Below are 25,256 nucleotides of genomic sequence, written 5' to 3' on the forward strand. Positions count from 1 at the left end.
GAACCCGCCGTACCCCCCGTCCCCCCGCGCGGACCGTCGTGGAACGGCTTGAACTCTCCCGACGAGCGCCGCACCGTCACCGTGCCGCCCAGTTCCTTCGTCACCTTCGTGAGCTGGTCGAGCTTCGCGCCGCCGACCGTGCGGTCCGCGATCACGACGACCTTGTTGGTCCTGGGGTCGATCGACCACGCCGTGCCCGGCACCGCGGCGCGGGCGCCCAGCGTCCGGGTGGCCGAGGTGAGGCTGGCCATGCTGTTCGGGACCACGCGGGCCACCGCGCCCTCGGCCCGTACCCGGCCGGCCGCCTTGTCGTCGACGACGTTCACCACCAGCCGCTTCGTCCCGCCGTCGTAGTACCAGCCCGCGGCGCCGTCACCGAGGTCCGCGGCCAGCGCGCGGCCGATCCGCGTGGCGTCCTGCGCGGCGAATGCTCTCGCCTCGGGCGGCCGGTCGTCACTGGCGTTGGCGTGGGGCAGCAGGATCGCCGCCCCCACGAGTGCCACGGCCGCCGCTCCGGCGATCAATCCGGTCCGCTTGTTCACACGTCGGTGGTTCAACTCAGTGACCTCCCAGTGGGGTCGGGCGTGTCGCGTGATGCCCCTGTTGCCTGGTGCACCCCCTGATACGGACGCTCTGCCTCCACTGCTCAACGGCCGACGAAAAAATTTCGCGCCGGGGTGGCCTCAACTCACCAACGAGTGAGGGCAACTGGACAAAAACGGCCGAGGCCGCGCACGTCCCCCGTGCGCGGCTCCGGCTCTCCACTCACGGCGCCCGGGCGCCGAGCGCCCCTCACGCCCCGGCGGTCTCCTCCTCCACCATCGACGCGAGCACCGTCCGCCAGTCCTCGCCCGCCCGCTCGCGCAGCGGCGCGGCCAGCCGGTCGGCGCGGTAGTGCCACCGGTGGTCCAGGTCGCCGTGGACCTCCGGCGCGCGGCGGATCTCGCTGCCGCTGCCCAGCAGCCGCACCAGCTCCGCCGCGAAGTCGGACCACGCCACATGGCCGCCGACCGCGTTCGCCACGCCGTGCACCGGCGCCTCGACGCAGACGGCCAGCGCCCGCGCCAGGGCGGCGGCGTGCACCCAGGGCGCGCCGTACCACGCCTGCCCGGCGGTGCCCGGCTCCGGCAGTACGATCGGCTCACCGGAGAGCGCGGCCTGGAACAGCCGCCCCGTGGCACCCCAGCGGAGCTGCTCGCGCAGGCGGTGGTGCGCGCCCCACACGATGGGGGAGCGCACCGCGCTCGCCCCGCCCCGCCCGTCGGTGCCCGCCGCGCGCATCAGCATCCGCTCGCACTCCAGCTTCGCGCGCCCGTACGGGCTCAGCGGCTCCGTGCTGGGCGCGCCCTCGGCCACCTCCGCCGTCTCCGGCCGGCCGTAGGCGTCGACGCTGCTGACGAAGACGAAGCTGCCGCCGCGCCAGGAGTCCACCAGGGCGCGCATCGCGGCGACGTCCACCTCGGGCCGGGTGAAGGTGCACGCGGCGTGGATGACCGCGTCCACCCCCTCCATGGCCGCCCGCAGGCTGTCCAGGTCGGACAGATCGCCTTCGACGACCTCGACGACCTCGACGGCCTCGGCGACTCCGTTTCCGGCCCCTTCCGCGCCCGCGCCCGCGCCCGCGCCCGCGACGCCGCCGGCGAAGAGCCGGTGGGCCGACTCGGGGCGGGCCAGCGCCCGTACGGGGGTGCCCCGGGCGGCCAGTTCGCGGATCACGAACGCGCCGACGCCGCCCGTGCCGCCGGTGACCAGCACCGTGCCCTCGCGGGCGCCGCGGCGCCCGGCCGCGGCGCCGGCCGCCGCGGACGCCTTCCGGTGGGCCTCGGCCGCGTCGCGCCGGGCCCGCGCCTCGTCCCGCTCGGCCGCCCGGGCGTCGAGCAGGGCGGCCAGGGCGAGCGGGGTGCGCTGCTCCATGATGTCCAGCCCGGTCAGGGGGAGTTGCTGGGAGGTGCGCAGCCGCTCCGCGAGCTGCACGGCCACCAGGGAGTGGCCGCCGAGCACGAAGAAGTCGTCGTCGGGGCCCGGCCGGTGGCCGAGCAGCTCGGCGAACGCGTCGGTCACGGCCGTCAGCCGCTCGGCGGCGGCCGCTCCCGCTGTGGTGTCGGAGCCGTTGCCCCGCGGTTCGCCGGCGCCCGCCGGGCGGGCTCCCTCCGGCGACCCGGCCGGGCCGCCGACGGCGCTGTGACCGGCCCCGCCCCCGGCCACGGGCGGCGCGCCGGCCTCGCCCACCGAGCCCGCCGCACTCGCCGTAACGGCCCCCGTGGCCCCCACGGCCACGGCGGCCGCCGGCGCGCCGGGCAGCCGCCCCGCGTCCACCGCCCCGCCCGCCGTCCTCGGCATCGCGTCGAGCAGCATCACGGCCGCGGGCACCAACTCCGGCGCCAGCCGTGACCGTACGTACGCCCGCAGCTCCGTCGGGGACGCGCCGCCGATGCGTCGCGCGACCGCGTACGCCAGCGACCCGCCGCCGTCGGCCGGCACCAGCACCGCCGCCTCGGCGACATCGGGGTGGGTGAGCAGGCACTCCTCCACCGGGTGCACGGCCGGTCCCGTGAGCCCGGTGGCCCCGGTGGCCTCGGTGGGCCCCGTGGTGCCGTTCGCGCTGGCGGTGGCCGGGAAGGCCGCCCCCGGCAGCACGGACAGCGCGCGGTCCGGCGTCTCGGCCACGGCGGTCAGCAGCGTGGCGAACCCGGCGAGCAGCCGCTCGCCGGTCTCCTCGTCGAGCGCGGTCCGCGCGTGCTGGAGCAGGCACCGGGGGGCCTCGGCCTCCTCCACGGCGAAGGTCAGATCGAACTTCGCGGCGCCCGGGTCGACGTCCACCGCCTCGCCCTCGGTGCCCGGCAGCCGCAGCGCCGTCGGCTCCCGCAGCACATCGGCGGTCACCCGCACCAGCGGGGTGCCGTCCCGGCCGCGGGCCGCCGCCCCGAGCCGCTCGACCACCAGATCGAAGGGCGTCGAGCGGTAGTTCTGCGCTTCGAGCAGCGTGTCCCGCACCCGGTCGAGCAGCTCGCCGAAGGCGGGGTCACCGGAGACGTCGACCCGCAGCGGCAGGGTGTTGACGCACAGGCCGACCAGGCCGCGCATCGCCGAGCCCTCGCGGTGCGTGCTGGCGCAGCCGATGACGAGGTCGTCCTCGCCGGTCAGCCGGTGCAGCGCGGCGAACGCGGCGGTGAGCACGACCGTGAACAGGGTGGCGCGGTGCCGCCGGCCGACCTCGCGCAGCCCCTCCAGCACCCGGGGGCTCAGCGGCGCGGCATGGGACCGCGCGCCCCGGTCCGCCGGGGCGGCCGGCACCGCGGGGCGCGGCAGGGACGGCGGGCGGGCGCCGGCGAGCCGCTCGGCCCAGTGGCGCAGCCCCTCGGCGAGCCGCTCGCCGTCCGCGTGCTCGCGGCGGGCGAAGTCGGCGTACTGGGGCGCGGCGGGCAGCGCGGCCCGGCGGCCCTCGCGGGCGGCCGCGTACAGCTCCGCCAGCTCCTGGACGACGACGTCCAGCGACGGGCCGTCGACGGCAATGTGATGCAGCGTCAGCATCACGGTGTGGTCCCGCGGGCCGTGCCGCAGCGCCAGGGCCCGCAGTACGGGGCCCTCGGCGAGGTCGAAGGGCTTACGGGCCTCGGCGAGCAGCGGCTCGACGCTTCCCGAGGGCGCGTCGAGGACCTCGACGGGTACGGGGCCGGGGGCGGCCACGTCCTGGTACGGCTCGTCGCCGTGCTGCCGGTAGCGGGTGCGCAGCACCTCGTGGCGGGCGACGAGGGCGGTGAGCGCCGTGCCCAGCGCGTCGAGGTCCAGCGGGCCGCGGACGCGGGTGGCGAACGGCACGCTGTAGAGCGCGCCGCCCTGGCCGAGGCGGTCCATCAGCCACATGCGGCGCTGGGCGCGGGAGAGGGGGGCGCCCGGGGCGTCCTGGCCGGCCGCGCCCTGCGCCGCGGCGCGGGCCGCGTCCTCAGTGGGGCCGCCCGTGGGGGCGGCGGGAGCGGCGCCCCGCCACGCCGGAGCCTGCTCGGCACTCCGGTCGGCACCCGGCTCGGCGGCGGGCGTGCGCGACGCCGGGGCATCGGCCCCCGTACGGCCGCCCGCCCGGGAGCGGGCCCGCCGCAGCAGCGCCTCCTGGCGCGCCCGCGCGTCGTCCGCCGTGGCGGCGTGGGTCTCAGTGGGCATGGCTGTCCTCCAGCGTGGCCGCGGTGGCGTCCGCGCGGTCGTGGCCGCCGGCGCCGACCTCGGCGATCAGGGCCTGCTCGACGAGCCGGGCCTGGCCGGCCACGGTCGGGGTGGCGAAGAATTCGGCGAGGGTCAGCTCGACCCCCAGGTCCTCGCGCAGGTCGTCGACGACGGCGAGGGCGAGGAGGGAGTGGCCCCCCTGGGGGAAGAAGTCGGCGTCCGCGCTGGTGACCGGGCGCTCCAGCGAGCGGCTCCAGGCGTCGGCCACGGCCTCCTCGATGGGTGAGAGGCCCCCCTGTGCTGCGGGGGTGGCGTCCGTGTCCGGTTCGTCCGACCGGTCGGCCGAGGCCGCGCCCTCGTTCTCCGCGCGTGTCGTTTCGTCAACGGGGGTCACGCCCACGACAGACGCGGGCGACGTGTCGGCCGCCCCGCTGCCGTCGGCGGTCCCGCTTCCGGCGGGCCCGGCACCGTCCTCCGCCGGCGCCGTCTCCCCGACCAGGGCCCGGCGGTCCACCTTGCCCGCCGGGGTCAGCGGCAGCCGGTCCACGACCGTCCACTCGTCCGGCACCAGGTGCGGGGGGAGCGTTTCGGCGAGCCGGGCCCGCAGGGTCTCCGGCCGGGGCAGCGGCCCCGGCGCCGGCACCACGAAGGCGGCGAGGCGGGCGTCGTCCGGCGCGGGCCGGCGCACCGCCACCGCCGCGTCGGCCACCTCCGGCTGGCCGCGCAGCGCGTGCTCGACCTCCCCGGGCTCGATCCGGAAGCCGCGCACCTTCACCTGGTCGTCGCAGCGGCCGTGGAAGTCGAGCGTGCCGTCGGCGCGGGCGGACACCAGGTCGCCGGTGCGGTAGAGCCGGCCGTGCGCCGGGTGGTCGACGAAGCGCTCCGCGGTCGTCTCCGGCAGGCCCATGTAGCCCCGGGCCAGGCGCGAACCGCCCACCCACAGTTCACCGATCGCACCGGCCGGCACGGGTTCGCCGGCCGCGTCGAACACATGGGCCGTGGCCCCGGCCACGGGCCGGCCGATGGGCGGCGGCGCGTCGCAGTCGGCGTCCGTCACCCGGTGCACCGTGGCGAAGGTGGTGGTCTCCGTCGGGCCGTAGCCGTTGATCAGCTCCAGCCAGGGGAACGCCCGCAGCACCTCGCGGGCCGGGCGGGCGGCCAGCGCCTCGCCCCCGACCACGACCGTGCGCAGCACGCCGAAGAGGCGCGAGCGGCGCGCCGCGAGCTGGTGGAAGAGCGCGGTGGTGAAGAACGCGACGGTGGCGCCGTGGCGTTCGACGTCGCGGGCCAGCTCCTCGAGCGAGGGCCGGTCGGCGGTGGACACCACCACCGCCGCGCCGTTGGCCAGCGCGCACCAGACCTCGAAGGTGGAGGCGTCGAAGGTGCCCGCGGAGTGGAACAGCACCCGGTCGCGGGGGGTGATGGTGAGGTAGTCCGGCGCGGTGAACAGCTCGGCGATGCCGCCGTGGGTGATGGCCACGCCCTTGGGACGCCCGGTCGAGCCGGAGGTGAACATCACCAGGGCCGTGGCCCCGGCGTCGTACGGGGCGGGGTCCGCGGCCAGGTCGCCGAGGTCGCCCGGGTGCGCGGTGGTCTCGTCGGACAGGACGTGCGTACGGGTCCCGGCCGGGGCGGCGACCTCCAGCATCTCCTTGTCGCCCAGGACGAGTTCGGCGCCGGAGTCGGCGAGCATCGCGGCGATGCGGGGGCGGGGGTGCGAGGCGTCCAGCGGGACGCAGGCCGCGCCCGCCCACCACAGGGCGAGCTGGGCGACGACGGTGCGCGCCGAGCGCGCCGTGAGCAGGCCCACGGCGTCGCCCGGCCGCACCCCGCGCGCGCCCAGCTCGGCGGCGAGCCGCCGGGCGGCGCCGACCAGCAGACGGTAGGTCAGGGCGGTGTCGCCGTCGGTCACGGCCAGCGCGTCGGGGGTCCGGCGCGCGTGATGGGCGACCAGGCCCGGCAGCCCGCCGGGCACGGCGGAGAGTCGATCGGCGAACACGGCGTGTTCCTTTCGACGGTCGGTCGGAAGACGGTCGTACGGGGCGGTGGCCGTGGCCCGGCCCGTCGCGGCCCCGTCGGCCGCGGGCCGGGCGGTTACGGACTCGTCGGCTAGGGGCCCGTCGGTTACGGACCCGCCCGTCACGGGCTCCGCCGGGGGCGGTCCGTGGTCGGGCGTTGTCGCCGCACGGCCTTCGCCGGGCGTTTCGAGGAGCGAGGTCATCTCAGGCCCCGCTCCCCGCCGACGCGGCGCCCGCCGCGACCCGCTTCTCGATCAGCGCCGCCAGCCCCCGCAGATCGGGCTGGCGCAGGGCCTGCGGCGCCCGCAGCCGTACGCCGTACTCCTTCTCGACGGCGGTGAGCAGCCGGGCGACGGCCAGCGAGTTGCCGCCGGCGGCCAGGAAGTTGTCGGACAGGGTCAGCTCGGGGCGCTCCAGCAGCTCGCGGCAGAGGCCCAGCACCATGCGTTCCACCGGCCCGGCCGCCTCGTCCTCGCCGGCCACCGGGGCGGCCGCGGCGTCCGTGGCGCCGGTCGCATCGCGTGCCCCCGTACCCGCCTTCTCCGCCTCCTCCTCCGCGGCCAGCAGCGCCGCCCGGTCCACCTTGCCGTTGGCGTCGAGCGGGAAGCCGTCGACCAGGCGCACGGTGGCGGGCACCGCCTGCTCCGGCAGCCAGGCCCGCGCTCCGGGCAGCAGCTCCGCCGCCGTGGGCCGGGCGCCGGGCGAGGGCAGCACGAAGGCGACGAGCCGGGTGGTGCCGTCGGCGGACCGGCGCGCGGCGACGACCGCGCGCCGCACCCGCGCGTCGTGCTCGAACGCGGCCTCGACCTCGGCCGGTTCGATGCGCACACCGCTGACCTTGACCTGGTCGTCGAGGCGGCCGAGGAACTCCAGCTCCCCGTTCGCCAGCATCCGCACCCGGTCGCCCGTCCGGTACATCCGCGCCGTGCCGGTGACGTCGCCCGGCGGCGGGACGAAGCGCCGGGCGGTCAGCTCCTCGTCCAGGTAGCCCAGGGCCAGGCAGTCGCCGCCGATCCACAGTTCGCCGGACTCGCCGCGCGGCACGACCTCACCGTCGGCGCCCGTGACGCACACGACCGAGCCGGCCAGGGGGCGTCCGATGGGCGGGGCGTCCGTCTCCGCGCCGGCCGGGGTCGTCCCGGGGCGCATGGCGTACGTGGTGGTGATCACCGTGGCCTCGGCCGGGCCGTACACGTTGTGCACGGTGGCCGTCACATCGGGGCCGGGGCGGCGCCGCAGCCGGTCGCCGCCGATGTAGAGGTGACGCAGCGCCAGGTCCCGCGGCCACGGCCGGTCCAGCAGCGGCTCGCTCAGCGGGGTGGCGGAGACGCACACCGTCACGGCGGCGTCGCGCAGCCAGTCGGTCAGCGCGGCGGGGTCCCAGCGGACGGCGTCCGGGGCGACGCACAGGGCCGCGCCGCAGACGAGCGGGGCCCACAGCTCCAGCAGGTGCGGGTCGAAGGCGACGCCGATCAGCAGACTGTGCCGGTCGCCGGGGCCGAGGCCCACGCGCTCGCGGTGCCAGCGCAGCAGGGCGCCCAGGGAGCGGTCGGAGACGGCGACGGCCTTGGGCGTGCCGGTGGAACCGGAGGTGAGGACGGTGTAGAGGGTGCCGGGCTCGGCGCCCCTGGCGCCCTCGGGGGAGGGGCCGAAGGCGGCGACGGCGTTCGCCGGGGCGTTGGCGCCCTCGACGGGCAGCGGCAGGGCGAGCCGCTCGGCCGACCGGTGGGTCTCCGGCAGCAGGTCGGGCTCGCCGATCAGACAGGCGACCCGCAGGTTCTCGGTGACGGCGGCGAGCCGGCGCTCGCCGGGCCGCGGCCCGAGGGGGAGGTAGACGGCGCCGAGCCGGGCGACGGCGATGGCCAGGGCGACCAGCGCGGCGGAGCGGTCCAGGCAGACGCCGACGATGTCCCCGGGGCGCACCCGCTCGCGCAGCGCGTCGGCCACGGCGTCGGCGGCGGCGTCCAGTTCGCCGTACGTCCATATGCGCTCGCCGTCGACCACGGCGGTGGCGTCCGGCGTACGGGCCACCCAGTGCTCGTACCACGCGAGGACGGTGTCGCCCGGGGCGGGGGCGGCGGGCACGGGTCCGCCGTGCGCGACGCTCGGCACGGGGGCCGACGGCTCGCCGTGTTCGCGGACGGCCGTCACGTCGGTCACGACCGTCGCATCGGTCACGTCGGCGTCCGTCACGCCTGCCGCATTCGTCACGTCGGTCAGTTCGGTCATCTCGGTCATATCGACTCCGTGGGCGCGGCCGTCGTCGTGCCGACGGCGGTCAGGGCGCGGGCCTGGTCGGCCAGCACCGGGTTCTGGAAGAGCAGGCGCAGCGGCGGGCGGGCGCCCAGGCGCGGCTCCAGCCAGGCGGCGAGCTGAGCGGCGAGCAGGGAGTGCCCGCCGACCTCGAAGAAGTGGGAGGACGCGGCGAAGCGGCCGTGGCCGAGCACCTCGCGCCAGCCCTCGGCGAGCAGCTCCTGCGCCGGGTCGTCGAAGGACTCGGGCGCCTCGTCCGCCGCGCCGCCGGCCGCGTCCGCCGCCGTGGCGGCGACGGGCAGTTCGGCGGCCAGCCGGGCCAGCGCCGCGCGGTGCGGCTTGCCGCCGGCCAGGGTGGGCATGGCGTCGAGCCGCACCCAGCGGCCCGGCACCAGCGCGCCGGGCAGCCGCCGGCCGAGGGCGGTGTGCAGCTCCCGCTGGTCGGGCTCGGTGTCGGCCTCCAGGAAGCCGATCAGCCGGGGGCCGCCGGGGGACTCGCGGTCCAGCACCACCGCGCACGACCGGCCGCCGAGCACGGCCGACGCGGCCGCCTCGATCTCCTCCAGCTCGATGCGGTAGCCGCGCAGCTTGATCTGGTTGTCGCGGCGGCCCAGGAAGCACAGCCGCCCGGAGAGGTCCCGGAAGCCCAGGTCGCCGGTGAGGTACACGCGGGCGCCGCCCAGCGCCTCGGGGCGGACGAAGCGGGCCGCGGTGGTCTCCTCGTTGCCGAGGTAGCCCTCGGCCAGGCCGACGCCGCTGATGGCCAGTTCGCCGACGGCGCCCGGCGGCAGCGGCCGCAGCCCCCGGTCGAGGACGTGCACCCGCTCGCCCGGCAGCTCGGTGCCGAGCGGGATCTCGGCGCCCGCCACCAGGTCGTCCCGGGAGACCTCGTGGACCGTGGAGCTGATGGCGGCCTCCGTGACGCCGTACACATTGAGTACCGTGGCGCCCGTGACGTCGAGCAGCCCGCGCAGCGCGTCGGCGGGGATGCGCTCGCCGCCGAGCGCGATCAGCCGGGGCGCCCAGCGCCCCTCGGCCAGCGCCGCGCACAGCTCCGCGCGGGTGGCGAGGAAGTAACTGGTCGGCAGGTTGGCGACGGTGACGCGGGCGGGGGCGAGCAGCTCGATCAGCTCGGGGCCCGTCGGCACCTCGCGCTCGGGGACCACGAGGCAGCCGCCGGCGTGCAGCGTGGGCAGCACCTCCTCGAGGGAGACGTCGAACGACGGCTGGGCGAAGAGCAGCACCCGGTCGCCCGGGGTGAGGGCGAACCGCTCGGCGGTGGCGACCATGTGCTCGGCGAGCGGCCGCGGGCCGACGGCCACGGGCTTGGGCACACCGGTGGAGCCGGAGGTGTGGATGATGTACGCCGTCCCCTCCAGCACCGCGGCGTCCACCGCGGCGGGGAAGGCCGCCGGGGCGGCGCCGTCCAGCGTCGCGACCGGCGGTCCGTCGGCGGGCAGCAGCGACGCGTGCTCGGCGGTGGTCAGCACCAGCGCGGGGCGCAGCCGCTCCAGCAGCAGCGCCAGGCGGGCCGCCGGGTCGCCGGGGGAGAGCGGCGCGTACACCGCGCCGCCGCGCAGACACGCCAGCAGCGCCACCACCGAGTCGACGCCGCGCGGCAGCACCGCGGCGACCGGCTGGCCGGGGCGCACACCGGCGGCCTTCAGCGCGTCGGCGAGCTCGGCCACCCGGCGGTCCAGGTCGCCGTACGTGATCTGGCGGGCGCCGATGAGCAGCGCGGGCAGCTGGGGGTCGTGCCGGGCGGCCGGGTCGAGCACCCCGGCCGGCGGCTGCGGGGCCGCGCCAGGGGCGGTCGTACCGGAAGCCGAGCCCGCGGTCGTACCGGCACCGGAGCCCGTGGCCGTACCGGAAACCGATCCCGTAACGGCAGCGAGGGCGCCGGACGACGCGTCGGCGGCCTCCTCGCGGTGCGCGGCCAGCGAGGCCAACGGCGCCTCGGGGTCGTCCAGATACGCCCGCAGCAGATCCAGCAGCCGCCCGGCGAGCAGCCGCGCCACGTCCTCGCCGAGGAGGTCGGCGTCGTAGTCCCACACCAGCGTCATGCCGGCCGCGCCCCGGCGCGGGTTGACGCCCCGCCGGTCGTCCGGCAGCAGCACGACGTCCAGGTCGAAGCGGGTGGTGCCGGTGTTGAACCCCTCGAACAGGGACACCTCCAGACCCGGCGTGTCGACCTCGGGCAGCACCGCGTCATGGGCGCTGAACATCACGCTGAACAGCGGGTTGTCGGCGCCGCTGGTGTGCAGCCCCAGCGCCCGGGTCAGCTCCTGCACCGGCACCTCCTGGTGCGGCAGGGCCCGGATGAGGGTGTCGGTGACCTCGTCCATCGCCTCCTCGGCCGACTCCTCGGGGGCCGGCCGCAGCCGCAGCGGGATGGTGTTGACGAACATCCCCACCGTCTGCTCGTGACCCTGCGGGCGGTTGCCGACGGCGGTGCCGATGACCGTCTCGGGCCGCCCGCTGTGCCGGCGCAGCAACTCGGAGAAGAGGCCGAGCAGCGTGGCGAACGGCGTGTGGCCCCGCTCCCGGGCGTGGGCGCGCAGCCGCTCGGCCAGGTCGGCGCCGATGGACTGCCGCAGCTGCCCGCCGTGGTGGCGCCGGGTGGCCCCCGGCCGGGTGAGACCGGGCAGCGGCAGGTCGAAGTCGGCGCCGCGCAGCTCCTTCTCCCAGTACGCCAGGGACTCGGCGCGCTCGGCGGCCCGGTCGCGCGCCGCGGCGGTCCGGACGTGGTCCGCGTACGAGGGGGCCGGCGGCAGCTCCACCCGCTCGCCGCGCACCCGCGCCGCGTACACGGTGAAGACGTCCTCCAGCAGGATCGCGAAGGAGTGCCCGTCGTGGACCAGATGGTGCTCGATGTGCACCAGCCGGTGGTGCCCCTCGGCCAGGCGGACCAGCGTCCAGCGCAGCAGCGGCGCCCGGTGGGTGTCCAGCGGGGTCTCGGCCTCGGTGCGCAGCAGCGCCTGGAAGGCGGCCTCGGGGTCGGCCTCGCCGGAGAGGTCCACGCTCCGGTAGTCGGGGGCGACCCCCTCGGCGACCCGCTGGCCGGGCACGTCGCCCGGGACGGCGACGAGTTCGAGCCGCAGGCCGGGGTGCCGGTCCAGGGTCGCGGCCAGCCCGGCGCGCAGCGCCTGCTCGTCGAGCGCTCCCCAGAGGTCCAGCACGGCGGTGAAGTTGTAGGCGCGGCTTCCTGAGTGCACTTGTTCGTGCAGCCAGACGATCTCCTGCGAGGAGGAGAGGGCGAACATCGGCCATCCCTGGTGTCGTCGGATCGATGGTGTGTGCCGGCCCCGGGCGGTCGGCCCGGTGCCGGTTCCTGCGTGGCGGCGCGCCCCGTGCGGGGGCGCGGCGCCGGCCGGGGGAGGGCGCGCCGGTGGGGCGCCGCTCCGGCCCGGTGGCTCAGCCGCCGTGTACGGCGGGTTCCGGCAGGCGGCCGCGGAGCGCGGCGGCCAGGCGGTCGAAGGCGTCGAGCGCGGCGTGCTCGGCGGTGACGGCGCGGTCCCAGACCATGCGCACCAGCAGTTCCTCGCCGTGGGCGACGGAGACCGCGAAGGGGGCGCGCACCGGGCGGCCGTCGACGTGCACCTCGCGGCCGGTGACGCCGCCCAGGCGCAGCGGCGCCCTGCGGCCGGTGTCGTCGACGGTGAGCATCCCGTCGAGCGCCCCGGACCAGGTGGCGCCGGCCGCGCGGGCCGCGTGCACGACCTCGTCGAAGGGGGCGTCGGCCCGGTCGAGGTCGTCCCACCAGGCGTCGGCGAGCGCGGCGGCGCGGTCCGCCCCCTCCGCGCCGTTCGCGGCGCCCGCGGCGGTGGTCGCGGCCGGGTGCACCACGGTGTTGAGGAAGCAGCCGATGACCGGGGGCGCGCCGGCGGGGCGGCCGCCCCACGGATAGCCGAGCGGCACGGTGTGCCCGGCGCCGTACAGCGCTCCGGCGGCGGCCGTGCAGGCGTCCAGGAGCGCGGGGAACGGCAGCCGGGCCGCGCTGCCGCCGGGGACGGTCAGCCGCAGCTCGGCGGCGCCGGTGGGCAGCCGGCCGCCGGTGCCGGTGGTGCCGGTGGGAGTGGCGTGGGCGGTCGGGCCCGCGGGGCGTGGGGCGCGGCTGCTGACGGCGCGCAGCCGCTCGCCCCAGTAGGCGAGCGCGGCCGGGTCGCCGGCCCGCGCCTCCGCCTCCAACTGGAGCAGGACGGCCGTCCGGTACGCGGACCGCTCCCGCTCCGCCTGGTCGGGCGCCACGTCGAGCGGCCCGAGGCCGGCGGCGTACGCGGCGCCGAGCTCCTCGGTGATGCGGGAGAGCGACTGGCCGTCGCAGGCCACGTGGTCGAGGGCGATGGCGAGCACCTCCTCGTCGGGGCCCGGGCCGGCGGCCTCGCCGTGCGAGGCGCCCGAGGCACCTGAAGCACCCGAGCCGTCCGAGGCACCCGAGCCGTCCGAGGCGCTCGGGCCGCCCTCACTGTCCGAGCCGCCCGAGGCGAGGAAGAGCCGCAGCGGCGACCCCTGGGCCGGCCAGGCGGCCAGGGCCCGGCGCAGCGCGCCGGCGAGGTCCTCGCCCGGACCCGGCGCCACGCGGGCGACCGGCACCTCGGGCGCGCCCAGCCGCTGCACGGGCGTGCCCCTGACGACCTCGGGACGGGCCCGCAGGGCCGGGTGCAGCGCGGCGACATGGCCGGCCGCCGCCGTCAGCCGGGCGACGTCCACGGTGCCGCGCGGAAAGGCGAAGAAGAGCGGTACGACGTCCGGGCGGCCGTTCGGGTCGAGCGAGCGGACCAGGATGAACCGGCGCTGCGCGCCCGTGACCGGCAGCGGCGCCCCGGGGTCGCCCGGGTCGCCGCCGGCGCCGGTGACCAGGCGCTCGTAGCGGTCGAGGTACTGGGTCGTGATGCTGTGTCGCACGGTTTCCTCTCTGGTGGTGGCGACGCGCGGTGGTGGTGGGCGGCCGAAGGGCGGGCGGCCGTGGCGGGCGGCGGTCCGGCGGCCGGGCCGGGCCCGGCCGGAACGGCAGGCCGAGCTCAGCCGGCGGAGGCCGCCGGCGCTCTCTCGCCCTCGCCCTTGCCCGGGCCGCCGGGACCGTCGCCGGAGTCGCCCTCGCCCCGGCCGCCGCGTGCCGCACCGGCCGCACCGGCCGCATCGGTGGCACCCGCGGCGCCGGTCGCTCCGCCCGCCGGGTCGTCCGGCGCCTCCGGCAGATCCCGCATGGTCCGCAGGGGCGAGCAGAGCAGCGGCAGCGGCACCAGCAGGAACCCGAGCGCGCACACCCACACCGCCGCCGTCGGCCCGGCGGCCCCCGCGATCGCCCCGCCCGCCAGCGCGCCGAGCGGCATGGTGCCCCAGACCAGGAAGCGGGCCGTGGCGTTCATCCGGCCCAGCAGCCGCGGCGGGCACAGCGTCTGACGGAAGCTGACCTGCGCGACGTTGTAGACCACCGCGCCGAAGAAGACGACGCCCGAGCCCACCGCGTACCAGATGGCGGCCGTGCCGCGGCCCGACAGCGGCCACAGCAGCGCGAACGGGCCGGTGACCAGCGAGGACAGCCAGATGATGCGGGCCTGCCCCAGGACCCGGGCCAGCCACCCGGCGCACAGCGCCCCGGCGAGCCCGCCCACCGCGGAGGCGGAGAGCATCAGCCCGATGGCGGCCGGCGGCAGCTCCAGCACCCGCACCAGGAACACCGTCTGCACCGCGAGCAGCAGCGCGGAGAAGAAGTTGCCCAGGCCCGTGGTGGTGACGATGACCCGCAGCAGCGGCTGGCGGAGGACGAAGCTCAGCCCCTCGCCGATGTCCTTCCGCAGGGACGCGCCGGGCACCGGTTCGGGCGCGGGCTCCCGGTGGCGGATGGCGAGCAGGAACAGCGCGGAGACGGCGTAACCGATGGCGTCGGCGACGATGGCCAGGTGGGCGCCGACGACCTGGACCAGGCCGCCGCCCAGGCCGGGGCCCGCCACCTGGGCCGAGGAACGCACCGTCTCCAGCGCGCCGTTGCCCTCCACCAGGCGGTCCTTGGGAAGCAGCGCCGGCAGATAGCTCTGGTGCGCGACGTCGAAGAAGACCGTGGCCACGCCGGTGATCAGGGCGACCGCGTACAGCTGGGCCATGGTCAGCGCCCCGGCGACGGCGGCGAGCGGCACACTGGCCATGGCCACCGCCCGCACCACATCGGCGCGGATCAGCACGGGCAGCTTCCGCATCCGGTCGAGCCAGGCCCCCGCCGGCAGTCCGACCAGCAGGAACGCGGCCGTCTCGGCGGCGGTGAGCAGCCCCACCTGGAAGGCGGGCGCGTCGAGTTCGAGCACCGCCACCAGCGGCAGGGCGACCAGGGTGACCTGGGCACCGATTTGGCTCGCCGCCGCTCCCGACAGCAGCAGACGGAAATCCCGGTGCTTCAACAGGCCACTCCGCCCGCTCTGGTGACAATCGCTCATTTGGCCGATGTTTGACTTCCTGTTGGGGAAGAGTCAAAGCGGGAAGCATGTTTCAGGACAGTATCTGTGGTGCCAGTCGATCGATGCCGGAAGATTTTGGTTGATTGCCGTCAGCGGCCGAATGAACTCCAGGGGCGCCCCGGGCCCGCGCCCGGCCCGGCAGGCCCCGCCGCCGCCCGCTGACCTGCGTCGACGCGGCGAGCGCCGACGGGGCGATTGTCCCCGTTCCGGCACTGTCCGAAAATCGAACATCCCTGGTCGCCTTGCGGACGTCCCTGACGCCTCGTGAGGTGCGGGACACATATGGGTGTTTTACGGGACGTGGGGGGTTCGCGAACGCCAAGACGCCCGCCGCCCCCGGGGGTGGGGCGACGGGCGTCGTCATGGGTGGTGGCGTCGTGGCGCCGGGTCCGGACCGCGGGCCGTCGGGCGCCGGGGTCGGGCCCCGGGCCGTCACACCTCCAGGGTGGGCCGGGTGCGGCGCAGCCAGTGGTCGAGGCTGAGCACCAGCTCACTGCCGGTGCGGAAGGCGGTGCCCGACTCGTCGGCGAGCGCCTCGGCGGCGGCCGCGGAGTCCAGCAGCTCGTGCACGGGCGCGTTCTTGTCGGCGAGCACCTCGTTCAGCGCGCCCCGCAGCGCGGTCGTGTACTGCGGGTCCTGCGTGCTCGGGTACGGGCTCTTGACCCGGTCGGCCACGGACTGCGGCAGCACGTCGCGGGTGGCGGCGCGCAGCAGGCTCTTCTCGCGGCCGTCGAAGGTCTTCATGGCCCAGGGGGTGTTGAAGACGTACTCGACCAGGCGGTGGTCGCAGAACGGCACCCGGACCTCAAGACCGACGGCCATGCTGGCCCGGTCCTTGCGGTCCAGGAGGAACTGGACGAAGCGGGTCAGGTGCAGATAGCTGACCTCGCGCATCCGCCGCTCCAGCGGCGGGACGTCGCCGTCGAGGTGGGGCACCTCGGTGAGCGCCTCGCGGTAGCGGGCCTTCTCGTATCCGGGAAGGTCGATCTTGGCCAACAGCGCGGAGTCGATCAGCGCGGGCCGGCCGCGGTCCGCTCCGGCGCCCGAGAAGGCCGAGACCGCGTTGTCCGCCAGCCACGGGAAGGTGTCCGCGTTGACCGCCCGCGGGTCGTGGAACCAGCGGTAGCCGCCGAAGACCTCGTCGGCCGACTCGCCGGAGAGGGCCACCGTCGAGCGCTCGCGTATCGCCTTGAACAGCAGGTACAGCGAGGTGTCGCCCTCGCCGAGGCCCACCGGCAGGTCGCGGGCGGTCAGCACCGCGGCGCGGTGCGCGGGGTTCATCAGATCGGCGGTGTCCAGCACGATGTCGGTGTGGTCCGTGCCGGCGTGCTCGGCCAGGGCGTGGGCGAACGGGGTGTCCTGGGTGCCGCGCAGGCTGTCCGGCCGGAAGTTCTCCGCCTGCCGGGCGAAGTCGACGGCGAACGAGCGCACCGGGCCCTGCCCCTGGGCGCCGAGCTGCCGGGCGGCCAGCGCGGTGATCGCGGAGGAGTCGAGGCCGCCGGAGAGCAGGGTGCACAGCGGCACATCGGCGATGAGCTGGCGGGCCACGATGTCGTCGAGCAGCTCGCGCACCCGCCGCACGGTGGTCTCCGTGTCGTCGGTGTGCTCGGCCGCCTCCAGCGCCCAGTAGCGGTGGTGCGTCAGGCCCTCGCGCCGCACCCGTACGATGTGGCCGGGCTTGACCTCGTACATGCCCCGGAAGACGGCGTGCCCCGGCGTCTTGGTGACGGCGATGAGCTCGGCGAGCCCCTCGGCGTCCACCACCGGCCGCACCGACGGGTGGGCCAGGATCGCCTTGGGCTCGGAGCCGAAGAGCACGCCGTCGGACGTCGGGTAGTAGTAGAGCGGCTTGATGCCCATCCGGTCGCGGACCAGCAGCAGTTCCTGCTCGCGCGGGTCCCAGATGGCGAAGGCGAACATGCCGTTGAGGCGGGTGGCGAAGTCCATGCCCCACTCGAGGTAGGCGTGCAGCACGACCTCGGTGTCGCTGTCGGTGCGGAAGGCGTGGCCGAGGCCCTTCAGCTCGGTGCGCAGCTCCCGGTAGTTGTAGACCTCGCCGCTGTACGTCATGGCGAGCAGCGTGCGGCCGTCGCCCTCGGCGGTCATGGGCTGCTTGCCGCCCTCGAGGTCGATGACGGCGAGCCGGCGGTGGCCGAGCCCGGCGTGCCGGTCGAGCCATACGCCGCCGGCGTCCGGGCCGCGGCAGAGCATCGTCTCGGTCATCGCGTCGAGGGTGGACCGCTCGCGGGTCAGGTCGCGGTCGTAGGCGATCCATCCGGCAATACCGCACATGGGTGTGGTCTCCTTCTCCGATCGGCGGCCCCGGATGGGTGTGTCCGGAGCACGAGTTGCCCCCGTCGTACGGCCCGGGGGTCGCCGGACCGACTGGAGTGATCACCGTACGCCCAAGTAGGTGTATGTGCCAACCATCAATTTTGGGTCGTGGTGCCGGGCCCGCTTCGAGAGGCGGCCGCGATGCCCTCCAGCAGCATGTCCAGGCCCGTGTCGAACGCCGCGGCGGGGTCCCGCTGCGCGGCGTTCGCGACGATGTGGGCGAGCGTCGGATAGGCGCCGGACGCGAGTACGCGGTTGAGGTACGGGCCGGCCGCCGCCTGCCACTGCTGTTCCGTGAGGCGGCTGGCGCGCTCCGCGCGCCGGTCCGCGATCTCGTGCCGGATCACGCCGAGGACGTACGCGTTCACCGTCTCCATGGACCGCATGAGGGCGCTCGCGTCGTCGCCCAGGCCGGGCGCGGAGCGCAGCGCGGCCGCGGTCGCCTCCAGGTGGCCGATCGCCGCGGGTCCCAGATGCGGGCGTCCGCCGAGGAGGTCGGCGAACCACTCATGGCGGAGGGCGGCGTCCCTGGTGCCGCGCGCGAGGGACCGCACCCTCGCCCGCCAGTCGCCGGCCGTCGGCTCCGGCACGCGGATCTCCCCGTAGACCGCGTCCACCATCAGATCGAGGAGTTCCTCCTTGGTGTCCACATAGCGGTAGAGCCGCATCGGCCCCGCGTCCAGGGCCGCCGCGACCTTGCGCAGCGACACCGCCTCCAGTCCGTCGGCGTCCGCCAGGCGCATCGCGGCCCGCACGATCCGCTCGCGGTCCAGCGGGCTCGGTGTCGACCGTGCCGGCGGCTCGGGCCGCTCCCAGATGAGCATGTGCTCCATCACCCCTCTTCCCTCGTGATCGATACAGTGTATTGTGCAATACAGTGTATCGACAAAGGAGCGCACCATGACGCGCACGAACCCGCGCATCGCCATCGTCGGAGCCGGGCCCGCCGGCCTCGTCCTCGCCCGCGTGCTGCACCGGCACGGCATCGAAGCCGTCGTGTACGAACGCGACGCCTCACCCGCCGCCCGCGCCCAGGGCGGCATGCTCGACCTCCACCCCGACAGCGGCCAACGCGCGCTGCGCGAGGCCGGCCTGGAGGCGGAGTTCCTCGCCGTGGCCCGGCGCGAGGGCCAGGACCTGCGCCTGCTCGACCACACCGGGGAACTCCTGCTGCGGCAGGACACCCCCGACGACGCCCCGCTCGACCGACCCGAGGTCGACCGCGCGGACCTGCGCGCGATGCTCCTCGGCTCCCTGCCCGCGCACACGGTCGCCTGGGGCCGCGCCTTCCGGCGCGCCACGGCACTGCCCGACGGCCGCCACCGCCTGCACTTCGCCGACGGCGGCACCGCCGAGTGCGACCTGCTCGTCGGCGCGGACGGCGGCAACTCGCGGGTGCGCCCCCTCGTCACCGACGCTCGGCCGGCGCATCTCGGCGCCCACAGCTTCGAGTTGGGCATACCCGACATCGACCGCACCCGGCCCGACCTGGCCGCCATGGTCGGGCGCGGCAACTACTGGGCGCTGGGTCCCGGCCGGGCACTGGCCGCGCAGCGCAACGGCGACGGCCGCGTGCGCGTCCACCTCACCTTCCGGGGGCCCGACGACTGGCTCGCCACCTGCGGCATCGACCTCGATGACCCGGCCCGCGCCCGGGCCCTGCTCAAGGAGCGGTTCGCCGACTGGGACCCGCGGTTCACGGAACTCATCGACGCGTGCGACGACACCGTCGTCTCCCGCTCCGTCACCGCCCTGCCGATCGGCCTCACCTGGCCCCACGTGCCCGGCGTCACCCTCCTGGGCGACGCCGCCCATCTGATGCCGCCCGTCGGCCTCGGCGCGAACATGGCCCTGCTCGACGGAGCGGAACTCGCTCTCGCGATCGCCGCGAGCCCCGACGACCCCGACGCCGCCGCGCACCGCTACGAGACGGCGATGTTCCCCCGCGCCGAGGAGGCGGCACGCGAATCCGCCCGCATCCACGCCCTCCTCATGGGCCCGGACGCGGCCCGGCAGCTCCTGACGGTACTGAGCCCCCCGGAGCCGCCGACCGCCCCGCCGACTCACGGCGCCCTACGGGACGCGTCGTAAACCGCCCACGCGAGGCCGGTGCCCGGGCCCGACGGCCCGCCGCCGCTATCGGCGGGCCGGAGGGGGCGCGTCGACGGAGACCTTCTCCGCTCCGATCCGCCGCATGCGCTCCGTGCCCCATTGCGCCAAGGGGGCCAACGCCGCGTTGAGCGAGACGCCGTGCTCCGTCAGGGAGTACTCCACCTTCGGTGGCACCTGGTGGTACACCTCGCGGTGCACGAGCCCGTCCTCCTCCATCTCCCGCAGATGCTGGATCAGCATCTTCTCGCTGACGCCCGGCAGGCCGCGGCGTAGCTCGGCGAACCGGCGGGTTCCGTAGTGGTGCAGCTCCCACAGGATCAGCGACTTCCACTTGCCGGCGACCACGTCCATCGCCGCGTCGATGCCGCAGAAGTAGGGACCACGTCGTGCCGTCGGTGCCATCCCGCCCCCTCCTGGCGGTACTTACCTTCAGGTGAGTACCCCACTAATTAGTCCGTACTGGTCAACCCTATCGGCAGCGGCGAGGATCAAGGAGAACGAACGAGCCGACGAACGAACTCGAAGAGGAATCACGGCACATGACGACCAACAACAACAGCGTCCAGGTGAGCGTTCTCGGGCTGGGCGCGATGGGCAGCGCTCTCGCGGACGCCCTGCTGAAGGCCGGCCACGCGACCACGGTCTGGAACCGCACACCGGGGAAGGCGGACGCCCTCGTGGCCCGGGGCGCGCAGGTCGCCGCCACGGCCGGCGACGCGGTCAGGTCCGGCCGGCTGGTGATCGCGTGCCTGCTGGACCACGCATCGGTCCACGAGGTGCTCGATCCGCTCGCCGACGAGCTGGCCGGACGAACTCTGATCAACGTCACCACGACGTCCCCGGCCGAGTCGCGGGAGTTGGCCGCCTGGGCCGCCCGCGCCGGGATCGCGTATCTGGACGGCGGCATCATGGCCGTGCCGCACATGATCGGCCGGCCCGGGTCATCGGTCCTCTACAGCGGATCGGCCGATGTCTTCCACCAGTACGAGCCGCTGCTCGAACTGTGGGGAGCCAGCACCTACTTCGGCGAGGACGCCGGGCTCGCGTCCCTGTACGACCTCGCCCTCCTCGCGGGCATGTACGTCATGTTCGCCGGATTCCTGCACGGTGCCGCCATGGTCGCCCCGGTCGGCGTGACGGCGAGCGAGTTCGCCACCCGGGCCGCCCCGTGGCTGACCGCCATGACCGGCGCCTTCCAGGGGTTCGCCGAGGTCGTCGACGGCGGTGACTACACCGTCGAGAGGCAGCAGAGCCTCCTCTTCTCCGACCTCGGCCACATCCTGGCCGCCAGTGCCGACCAGGGCATCAGCACCGAGGTGGTCGCCATGGTCCAGCGGCTCATCCGACGGCAGATCGACGCCGGTCACGGAGAGGAGGGCTTCGCCCGCATCATCGAGAGCATCAAGCAGCCGGGCTGAGCGCCGTGCGGCCGCACGACCGGCCCGCCGGCGGCCCGCCGCCACCGGATGGATCACCGAGGAGCGCGGGCCAGCATGTGCGCGTCGAGGAAGCCCCGCTCGGAGGCCGGGTCGTGGAGCAGCCGGGCGAACGGGACGAACCCGGCCCCGGCCAGCAACTCGGCGAACCGGTCCGCCGGCCAGCTGTAGGCGGGCGTCACCTTGTGGTCGAAGCGGACCGGATCGGGCCCGTCGGTCGCGAAGAACGAGACCAGGAGCAGGCCACCCGGTGCCAAAACGCGCGCCTGTTCGGCGAGCAGCGCGGGCAGCTCGCCCGGAGGTGTGTGGATCATCGAGTAGTGGGCCAGCACGCCGCCGAGCGCGCCGTCCTCCACCGGCAGGGCCTCCATCCGCGCCTCGTCGAACCGCAGCGCCGGATGGGCCCGCCGGGCGTGGTCGACCATGGCCGGGGAGAGGTCGAGCCCGAAGGCGTCCAGCCCCAGGTCGTGCAGCATGGCCGTCAGGTGGCCGGGACCGCAGCCGACGTCGGCCGCCCGCGGGTTGCCCGTCCCGCGCACCAGCTCGGCGAAGGTGCTCACCATGGCCCGCGCGAACGGCTGGGTCTCCAGCCGGTCGGCGAACATCGACGCGTACAGTTCGACGATCCCGTCGTAGGCCGCCCTGGTCTCATCCTGATGCTCCACCACGGGAGCGAAGCTAACATCCGCCCCTCGGGCCGTATCTCCCGCCCCGGCGGGACCGCCGACCCACCGTGGCGGCGACGGTCAGCCGGGCAGGAAGCCCCGCAGGACCTTGCCCTCCGTGGAGAGCAGTCCCTTGGCATAGTCGAAGCGGGGGCACCGCGAAAAGATCAGATACAGGTATTTGAGGTTTTCCGCGAACCACCAACCCGGCGTCAGGTCCCCGAGCTTCATGGGCCGCGTCGTGACGTCACTGGCCACGGTGTAGCCGTTCGCGACCCGCAGATGTTCCCGCATCGCCGTGAAATACGCATAGGCGGTTTCCTTGTACACGGACTCGCCCGTGAGCTGCCACAGGTCGAACGAGGAGTTCACGTACTCCGGCCGCAGATCATTGGCGCGGTGGGCCGGCGCGAGCCCGGCGGGGTCGATTTCCTCCGGCAGCACGGGGTAGACCTTCAGCACATCGGTCCAGGAGCGGTAGAAGGCCACCCCCTCCGTCATGTTGCCGCCCTTGGCGAGCAGACCCGCGTAGAAGGCGCCCAGCTCCGACTGGCGGCTGCCGCGCCGGGCGCCCGTCGCCGGATCGACCCGCTGGAACCACAGCCGGCCGCCCTCCTGGTACGCCTGCCGCTTGAGCACGGCGTCCGTCAGCGTCCGGTACCAGGAGAGCAACTGGGCGTCGCCGAGGAGCTCCCCGCCGGCCCACAGATATTCGTAGAACGAGTCCACCGGGGGATTGGGCGCGATGGAGTCCGTCTGGGTCCAGCGCCCGTTCTCCGCGTTGATCCGGGTGCCGAGCAGATCGAGCGAACTGCGCCGGGCCATGACCGCCCGATACGCCCGCATCGACGCGTCGTAGTACTTGGCATCGCCGGTCAGCCGGGACAGCAGACCGAATTCCATGACATTCGTGCCCACCTCCGCCAGCGGTACGTCCGAACCGCTGACCGCGCCCGTACGGAGATTGACCCGGGTGAACGGAATGCCGGTGGGGGAGGCGGTGAACGCCGGCAGCAGCCGGTTCGCCAGCTCCCGGCAGCGGTCCAGCAGCGCCTTGCGCCCGGTCGCCAGGTGGGCCGCGAGCAGCCCCCCGACCATGCGGATGATCATCTCGAAGACGTGCACATCGGCGTCCTGCGCCACGTCCAGCTCGTTCTCCAGCCAGGCACAGCAGCGCTGGACCTCGTGGTCCTCGCCCATCAGATGGAGCGTGTCCAGCGCCTCGGCGATGGAGAGCCCGAACGTCCGGCCCCGGACGAAGAAGTCGTTGCGCCCCTCGCTGACCGGACGGATCTCGTCGTAGCCCCAGGCGGTGTTCACATAGCCGTACCAGCTGTGCAGGAACTCCTCGCGGATCTCCCGGGCCACGGCGGCGTCGTCGAGCGGCGCGACCTCCGGGCGGCGCCGGGCACCGGCGAGGGTGCCGTGGGCCGTCGGCGCGACCGCGCCCAGCGCGGCGCCGGCGCCGACCGCGGCGGCCCCGAGCAGGGCCCGCCGGCGTGGCGCCGGCCGTCCGGAAGCGGTGGCCGCCCCGGCCGTCCCGGGCGAAAGCGGATGAAGTCCCATGGCTCCCAGACATTAAGTGATGGGAGCGCGATTTCCCGGTATCGAATCACGAGCGCGGCCCTCCGACCGCGAGGGTCCGCCCCGGGGGTGACACGGGGCGCCCCCGGCAGCGCTCACGGGCACGGCCGCCCCCGGGGGCCCGCCGGGTCAGAAGCCCGGGCGGCGGCGGCCCCAGACGCGGTCGACCAGCGCCTGGAGGCGGCCCACCGCCCGGTGCAGCGGGGTGCGCCGCGGCGGGCGCAACTGCGAGACCCGGTCCAGCTCCTCCGCCAGCCACTGCGACCGCTTCTGCGTGTCCAGCTCGTTGAGCAGCCGGTCGATGTTGGCCAGCAGCGCGCCGTGCAGCTCCCACCGCTCCGGCTCCCGCTCCCGCTCCGCCACCAGCAGCCCCGCGATGATCTGCCGGTCCTCCCGGCCGCAGGACAGGGCGTGCGCCAGTTCCTCCTCGGCCTGCTCGGCGTTGGCGCTGACCTGGGCCGTGATCAGCCGGCCGAAGCTGTCGACGGCGTCGGCCAGATGGTTGCAGAGCACCCCGAGGGCGGTGGCCACCTCCCCGGAGTACACCCGCTGGCCCTCCCGCTCCGTCGACAGGTCCGTCATCGACCGGCACAGGGTGCGCAGCACCACCGCGCAGATCTCCAGGGTGTCCAGCCCGCTGCGCAGCACGATCCGGGTGAGCATGCCCTGGCGCACCCGGGGGTTGAGCCGCATGCTCTCGTCCGCGCGATTGAGCGCGGCGTCCACCCGCGCGATGTCGTTGTCGACCGCGCGCGCCTCGAACAGCCAGTTCGCCGCCTGGTCCCGGGTGGCGCCCTGGTCCACCTCGCGGCCGATCCGCTTGAGCAGGGCCCGCATCCGCCCGGCCAGGTCCTCGATGGCCTCGCCCGCCGGCTGCACCAGCACCGGCGGCGCCACGAACGCGTTGAACATCACGCCCGTCACGGCGCCGATGAGGGTCTCGGCCACCCTGCCCCACGCCGTCTGCGCCACATGGGCCACACCGAGCACCAGCATGGCGCTGATCGCCACCTCGGGGACGAACTCGTCCACCCGCAGCAGATGACCGAGCACCAGCGAGGCGAGGATGAGCAGCCCCAGGCTCCACCAGCTCATGCCGACCAGGGCGCTGAACGCGGAGGCGATGAGCACGCCCGCCACCACGCTGACCACGCGCCGCAGCCCGGAGGTCAGCGTGGCGTACAGGCTGACCTGGACCACCAGCAGGGCGGTCAGCGGCGCCAGCAGGGGCGCGGGCTCGTCGGTGAGCCACAGCGCGGCGGCGAACGCCAGCACGGACGCCACCGTGCAGCGCACGGTCTGCGCCGCCACCGTGTCGTGGCGCCACCATGCGAGGTCTACAACGTTCGTCACTCCCGGCACGGAGTGCATGTATCCCCGTTCGTGCGCGATTACGCCCGTTCGTGACCGGTTACGCTCGCTTCGCGCGGCTCCGAGCGGGCGAGTGGCGGCGCACGCCACCCGGACGGCGCAGTGCCCGCGCCGTCGGTCAGGCGATCGAGGCGGCGACGACGGCCGCCACCGAGAGATTGCACGAGCAGGTCACCCAGACCGCCGGGTGCGGCTCCTCCTCGACGAGCAGGGCACCGAGCTTGCCGGGCGTGAGCACGTCCACGACCACGAACGCCAGCGCCATCAGCACCAGCCCCAGCAGGCCGTAGACCGCGGTGGAGGCGAGCCCCTTGCCAAGGGTGTCGTAGGTGGTCCAGATGGAGGTGAAGACGATGCCGCCGATGCCGAGCAGCGCGGAGCTCAGCAGCAGGGCGGCGTTGCGGTTGCGCTCGATCCAGATCTGCCGGCTCAGTTTGCCGGGGGTGAGCAGGTCCACCAGGCCGATGCCGAGCACCAGCAGGACCACGCCCAGGGCGCCGAAGAGGGCGGCCGCGCCGAGCCCGTCGAGTATGTCGCTCATCTGCTGTCCGTGTTCCTTCGTGCGTCGTGCTCAGGTCAAAAGTCAGGTCAAAAGATCGCCATGAAGGTACCGCATGGCCCGCCGGCCGGGGCCCCGCGTGCCGCACCGGTTCCGCTCGGGCCCGTGGCCCTCTTCTCGGGCCCCGCGCCAGGGGTCGATGATGAGGACCTGTCAATGGTTTCCCAGGGATCGCACGAGGTGTCCTCCGCCTCGGGAGTCGAGGAGAACCCATGTCCGTACGCACGTGGTGGCGTTCGATGGCGGTACTGGTCGCGGTGGTGACGGGGGCTCTGGTGCTGTCGGCCGCCTCCCGGGGCGGCGAGGCGGCCGAC

General features: G+C 75.2%; 16 protein-coding genes. 2 read left to right on the forward strand and 14 right to left on the reverse strand.

The window, feature by feature from the left end; genetic code table 11:
* From ACSNOD_RS10220 to ACSNOD_RS10260, 9 genes are all read right to left on the reverse strand, one after another.
* The coding region (locus ACSNOD_RS10220; RefSeq protein WP_436766501.1) for a S1 family peptidase at positions 1–542 on the reverse strand (542 nt) is incomplete at its 3' end.
* A 250-nt stretch (positions 543–792) separates the two neighbouring features.
* The gene (locus tag ACSNOD_RS10225) at positions 793–4,158 is read right to left on the reverse strand and encodes a condensation domain-containing protein (RefSeq protein ID WP_436766502.1); all 3,366 of its coding nucleotides are present in this window, start codon (positions 4,156–4,158) and stop codon (positions 793–795) included.
* Positions 4,148–6,157, reverse strand: a complete 2,010-nt coding sequence (locus ACSNOD_RS10230) for an amino acid adenylation domain-containing protein (protein WP_436766503.1) — start codon at positions 6,155–6,157, stop codon at positions 4,148–4,150. Before ACSNOD_RS10230 ends, ACSNOD_RS10225 begins: the two co-directional genes overlap by 11 nt.
* Positions 6,158–6,380: 223 nt before the next feature.
* Positions 6,381–8,414: a non-ribosomal peptide synthetase gene (locus ACSNOD_RS10235; protein ID WP_436766504.1), complete on the reverse strand. Its 2,034-nt coding sequence runs from the start codon at positions 8,412–8,414 to the stop codon at positions 6,381–6,383.
* On the reverse strand, positions 8,411–11,692 hold the full coding sequence (locus ACSNOD_RS10240; protein WP_436766505.1) for a non-ribosomal peptide synthetase: 3,282 nt from the start codon (positions 11,690–11,692) through the stop codon (positions 8,411–8,413). Before ACSNOD_RS10240 ends, ACSNOD_RS10235 begins: the two co-directional genes overlap by 4 nt.
* A 151-nt stretch (positions 11,693–11,843) precedes the next feature.
* Entirely contained in the window at positions 11,844–13,334 is a 1,491-nt protein-coding gene (locus ACSNOD_RS10245; protein WP_436766506.1) for a non-ribosomal peptide synthetase, read from the reverse strand.
* Between the two features lie 116 nt (positions 13,335–13,450).
* Complete coding sequence (locus tag ACSNOD_RS10250; protein WP_436766507.1) at positions 13,451–14,860, reverse strand: MFS transporter; 1,410 nt, start codon at positions 14,858–14,860, stop codon at positions 13,451–13,453.
* A gap of 453 nt (positions 14,861–15,313) precedes the next feature.
* A complete protein-coding gene (gene asnB / locus ACSNOD_RS10255; RefSeq protein ID WP_436766508.1) occupies positions 15,314–17,173 on the reverse strand; it encodes an asparagine synthase (glutamine-hydrolyzing) in 1,860 nt (619 codons plus the stop codon).
* A gap of 137 nt (positions 17,174–17,310) precedes the next feature.
* Entirely contained in the window at positions 17,311–18,039 is a 729-nt protein-coding gene (locus ACSNOD_RS10260) for a TetR/AcrR family transcriptional regulator (protein ID WP_436766516.1), read from the reverse strand.
* Positions 18,040–18,115: 76 nt separating this feature from the next.
* On the opposite strand from ACSNOD_RS10260, the gene ACSNOD_RS10265 reads away from it, so the two are divergent.
* Positions 18,116–19,306: an FAD-dependent oxidoreductase gene (locus ACSNOD_RS10265; RefSeq protein WP_436766509.1), complete on the forward strand. Its 1,191-nt coding sequence runs from the start codon at positions 18,116–18,118 to the stop codon at positions 19,304–19,306.
* A 45-nt stretch (positions 19,307–19,351) separates the two neighbouring features.
* Here ACSNOD_RS10265 and ACSNOD_RS10270 read toward each other — a convergent pair whose 3' ends face one another.
* The gene (locus ACSNOD_RS10270) at positions 19,352–19,729 is read right to left on the reverse strand and encodes a winged helix-turn-helix transcriptional regulator (protein ID WP_436766510.1); all 378 of its coding nucleotides are present in this window, start codon (positions 19,727–19,729) and stop codon (positions 19,352–19,354) included.
* 137 nt (positions 19,730–19,866) lie between these two features.
* On the opposite strand from ACSNOD_RS10270, the gene ACSNOD_RS10275 reads away from it, so the two are divergent.
* Positions 19,867–20,745, forward strand: coding sequence for an NAD(P)-dependent oxidoreductase (locus tag ACSNOD_RS10275; RefSeq protein WP_436766511.1), 879 nt, complete (start codon positions 19,867–19,869; stop codon positions 20,743–20,745).
* A gap of 53 nt (positions 20,746–20,798) precedes the next feature.
* On the opposite strand, the gene ACSNOD_RS10280 is transcribed toward ACSNOD_RS10275, so the two are convergent.
* The 4 genes from ACSNOD_RS10280 to ACSNOD_RS10295 form a co-directional block, all read right to left on the reverse strand.
* A complete protein-coding gene (locus ACSNOD_RS10280; protein ID WP_436766512.1) occupies positions 20,799–21,431 on the reverse strand; it encodes a methyltransferase domain-containing protein in 633 nt (210 codons plus the stop codon).
* Between the two features lie 78 nt (positions 21,432–21,509).
* Positions 21,510–22,994 (reverse strand): glycoside hydrolase family 47 protein, encoded by a 1,485-nt coding sequence (locus ACSNOD_RS10285; RefSeq protein ID WP_436766513.1) that lies wholly within the window; start codon positions 22,992–22,994, stop codon positions 21,510–21,512.
* A gap of 147 nt (positions 22,995–23,141) precedes the next feature.
* Positions 23,142–24,374 carry an FUSC family protein gene (locus ACSNOD_RS10290; protein WP_436766514.1) on the reverse strand — a complete coding sequence of 411 codons (1,233 nt, stop codon included), beginning with the start codon at positions 24,372–24,374 and terminating at the stop codon, positions 23,142–23,144.
* 127 nt (positions 24,375–24,501) lie between these two features.
* Positions 24,502–24,924 (reverse strand): DUF350 domain-containing protein, encoded by a 423-nt coding sequence (locus ACSNOD_RS10295; protein ID WP_436766515.1) that lies wholly within the window; start codon positions 24,922–24,924, stop codon positions 24,502–24,504.
* Positions 24,925–25,256 lie beyond the last annotated feature (332 nt).

It is taken from the genome of Streptomyces sp. URMC 123 (genome assembly GCF_051386515.1).
Lineage (GTDB): Bacteria > Actinomycetota > Actinomycetes > Streptomycetales > Streptomycetaceae > Streptomyces.

Bases quoted from the DNA above. Each gene is read 5' to 3' on its own strand.
- ACSNOD_RS10225 (WP_436766502.1), bottom strand. From the start codon at position 4,158: ATGCCCACTGAGACCCACGCCGCCACGGCGGACGACGCGCGGGCGCGC.
- ACSNOD_RS10235 (WP_436766504.1), bottom strand. From the start codon at position 8,414: ATGACCGAGATGACCGAACTGACCGACGTGACGAATGCGGCAGGCGTG.
- ACSNOD_RS10240 (WP_436766505.1), bottom strand. From the start codon at position 11,692: ATGTTCGCCCTCTCCTCCTCGCAGGAGATCGTCTGGCTGCACGAACAA.
- ACSNOD_RS10250 (WP_436766507.1), bottom strand. From the start codon at position 14,860: ATGAGCGATTGTCACCAGAGCGGGCGGAGTGGCCTGTTGAAGCACCGG.
- asnB (WP_436766508.1), bottom strand. From the start codon at position 17,173: ATGTGCGGTATTGCCGGATGGATCGCCTACGACCGCGACCTGACCCGC.
- ACSNOD_RS10260 (WP_436766516.1), bottom strand. From the start codon at position 18,039: ATGCTCATCTGGGAGCGGCCCGAGCCGCCGGCACGGTCGACACCGAGC.
- ACSNOD_RS10265 (WP_436766509.1), top strand. From the start codon at position 18,116: ATGACGCGCACGAACCCGCGCATCGCCATCGTCGGAGCCGGGCCCGCC.
- ACSNOD_RS10270 (WP_436766510.1), bottom strand. From the start codon at position 19,729: ATGGCACCGACGGCACGACGTGGTCCCTACTTCTGCGGCATCGACGCG.
- ACSNOD_RS10275 (WP_436766511.1), top strand. From the start codon at position 19,867: ATGACGACCAACAACAACAGCGTCCAGGTGAGCGTTCTCGGGCTGGGC.
- ACSNOD_RS10285 (WP_436766513.1), bottom strand. From the start codon at position 22,994: ATGGGACTTCATCCGCTTTCGCCCGGGACGGCCGGGGCGGCCACCGCT.
- ACSNOD_RS10295 (WP_436766515.1), bottom strand. From the start codon at position 24,924: ATGAGCGACATACTCGACGGGCTCGGCGCGGCCGCCCTCTTCGGCGCC.